This window comes from uncultured Methylobacterium sp. (genome assembly GCF_964244095.1).
Lineage (GTDB): Bacteria > Pseudomonadota > Alphaproteobacteria > Rhizobiales > Beijerinckiaceae > Methylobacterium.
The window spans coordinates 1-2,963 of record NZ_CAXTHR010000138.1; the positions used below are offsets into that span (position 1 = coordinate 1).

General features: G+C 72.2%; 2 protein-coding genes and 1 pseudogene. All 3 read right to left on the bottom strand.

What is annotated here, in order from left to right:
* A pseudogene (locus tag ACFE86_RS17930) lies at nt 1-254 on the bottom strand (LLM class flavin-dependent oxidoreductase); the annotation flags it as partial.
* A gap of 131 nt (nt 255-385) precedes the next feature.
* Nucleotides 386-1,747: an LLM class flavin-dependent oxidoreductase gene (locus ACFE86_RS17935; protein ID WP_375456680.1), complete on the bottom strand. Its 1,362-nt coding sequence runs from the start codon at nt 1,745-1,747 to the stop codon at nt 386-388.
* Between the two features lie 46 nt (nt 1,748-1,793).
* Nucleotides 1,794-2,963, bottom strand: a 1,170-nt coding sequence (locus tag ACFE86_RS17940; RefSeq protein ID WP_375456681.1) for an acyl-CoA dehydrogenase family protein, incomplete at its 5' end; no start/stop codon positions are given.

Sequence of the window (2,963 nt, forward strand, 5' to 3'; positions counted from 1 at the left end):
AGCAGGGTCAGCGGGTCGAAGGAGGTCACGGTGGCCGAGCGGCGCAAGGCGGCCATCGGCATGTTCATCACCGCGAGGTGGTCGGCCATGAAGAAGGCGTCGAACTTCGCCCCCTCCAGCCGGCGGGCGAAGTGCGCCAGATGCCCGAAGTCGAAGTTCGCGTCCGGATATCCGCCGGGATAGCGCCACCACGCGGTGTGGATGCCGACCGGGCGCATGAAGGCCCCGAGATGCAGGCGGCGGTCCCGGCTCATGGTCGCTCCCTCGTGCGGCTGTTCGGTCCGTGTCGCAATCGGGATGCTGCGCCGGCCCGCTACCGGGCGCCCGCATCCGGGGTGTTGCGCGGCGACGGTGCGGTGACGGCGCACCCGTCGCCCGCCGCCGGCTATTGGGCCGCCGCGCGACCCGGTGGGATATGCAGGCGATGGGCCGGGCGGCGCAGGCCGAGGTTTTCGCGCAGCGTGCGGCCCTCGTATTCCGTCCGGAACAGGCCGCGGCGCTGGAGTTCGGGGATCACCAACGTGGCGAAGTCGTCGAGCCCGCCCGGCAGCGTCGGCGGCATGATGTTGAAGCCGTCGGCGCCATCCGCCTCGAATCGCTCCTGGAGAGCGTCCGCGATCTGCGCGGCGGTGCCGACGAGCGTCCAGTGCCCGCGGGCACCCGCGATGCGCAGGTAGAGTTCGCGGATGGTCAAACCGTCGCGCCGCGCCAGCGTGACCAGCAGATCCTGGCGGCTCTTGCCGCCCTCGGTGCCGGGCGCCTCGGGAACGGGGGCGTCGTCCGCGTGGCCGGAGAGATCGAGGCCGGCGAGTTGCTCCAGCAGCGAGCGCCCGACCACCGGGTGGATCAGCGCCTGGAGCGCGCCGTACTTGTCCTGCGCCTCGCCCTCGGTGCGGCCGACGACGGGAAAGGCGCCGGGCATGATCTTGAGGTCGTCCGGATCGCGGCCATGCCGCGCCATCCGGCCCTTCACGTCCGCGTAGAAGGCCTTTGCGTCGGCCAGCGTCGACTGCGCCGTGAAGATCACCTCGGCGGTCCGCGCGGCGAGCGCCTTGCCGGCTTCGGAGGAACCGGCCTGAACCACCACCGGGTGCCCCTGCGGCGGGCGCGGCACGTTGAGGGGCCCGCGCACCGAGAAGTGCTCGCCCTCATGCGCCAGCACGTGCAGCTTGTCGGGATCGAAGAACCGCCCCTCCGCCCGGTCGCGGACGAAGGCGTCGTCCTCGAAGCTGTCCCACAGTCCCGCCGCCACGTCGACGAACTCCTCGGCGCGCGCGTAGCGCCGGGCATGGGCGAGGTGGCTCTCGCGGCCGAAATTGTAAGCCTCGCGCGGGTCGGCCGAGGTGACGAGGTTCCAGCCCGCCCGGCCGCGGCTGAGATGGTCGAGCGAGGCGAACTTGCGCGCCACGTGGAAGGGCTCGTTGTAGGTCGTCGAGGCGGTGGCGACGAGGCCGATGCGCTCGGTCACCGCCGAGAGATGGGAGAGCGGGGTCAGCGGCTCGAACTGCCCGACATAGCGGATCGCCGTGCGGCTCAAGGCATCGATGTCGTCGCCGCGGATGCTGACCCCGTCGGCGAGGAAGATCAGGTCGAACTTGGCGGCCTCGGCCACTTGCGCCAAGCGCCGGTAATGCGCCGGGTCGATCCCAGCATCGGCCTGCGATGCGGGATGGCGCCACGCCGCGACGTGGTGGCCGCCCGGATAGAGGAAGGCGCCGAGGCGCAGTCTTTCCCCGTGACGCGCCATTGGATTTCTCCTCAGCCTCTTCAAGGTCCGGTCGTGCGGGCGCCGCTCACGCGGAGCCGACGCGGTACTCGCGCGGCGGGGCGGTGCCGTTGACGGCGAAGTCGCCGACGGTGCGGGCGCGGTAGATCCGCGGGTTGTGCGAGGCGATGGTGCGGGCGTTGCGCCAGTGCCGGTCGAGGCCGAGCCCGCCCCTGGCCGCCGAGGCGCCGAGCGCGTCGAACAGGATCGTGGTGGCGTCGAGGACGAGGTCCGTCACCACCGTCACCGCCTGGTTGACCTCGACATCGGCGATCGCGGCCTCGGGCTCGGCCGAGAGGCCGGCGCGATGGGCCTCGTAGGTCCGCTGCAGGGCCTCGGCGGCTTTCAGCACGACGGCACCGGCCGCATACGCTGCGCCACGCACGCGCCCGACCACCTCCAGCACCTGCGGGTCGTCGCCGCTGCGGCCGGCGTTGCCGTGGCTGTAGATCCGCGTCCGCTCCGACACGAGCCTGGCCACGTCCACCGCCGCCGAGCGCGCGATGCCCGCGAGCGTCGCGAGGTGGACGAGTTGGAAGAACGCCATCGCGTAGGGGAAGCGCTCCGGGTCCGGCTTGATCAGGTCGGGGCCGAGGATCACGTCGGTGAAGGTCGCGGTGCCGCTCGCGGTCAGCGCCTGCCCGAAGCCGTCCCAATCGTCCACGATCGCGACGCCCGGCGCGCGCACGGGCACCGCCGCGACCATCGCCGCCCCCGCCGCGTCCTGCGCCGAGAGGTGGATCCAGTCGGCGAACAGCGCGCCGGTCGTGTAGAATTTTTGGCCGTTCAGGAGCCAGTTCTCCCCTCGGGGGCGCAGAACGGTATCGAACTGCCCGACCTTGGCCGCCCCGGTCTCGGACACGCCGCTGCCGACGGTCTGGCGGTCGCCGATCCGCCCGACCCAGCGCGTGCGCCACTCCGGCGACGACGAGCACAGTACGTCCTCAGTGAAGCCGAAATGGGCGCGCAGCGCGTTGGTGACGTTGGGATCGGCCTGCGACAGCTCGATCAAGAGGGCGAACAGCTCCGGCAGGCTAGCGGCGAAGCCGCCCTGGTCGCGCCCGAGCCGCAGGGTGGTGAAGCCCGCCGCCTTCAGCCAGCCGATCTCGTCGTGCGGCAGCCGGCGCTCCCGGTCGCGCGCCACGGCGGTGGCGCGGACCCGCGCGAAGACCGGCCGGAAGCCGGCGGCGAGGTCCTC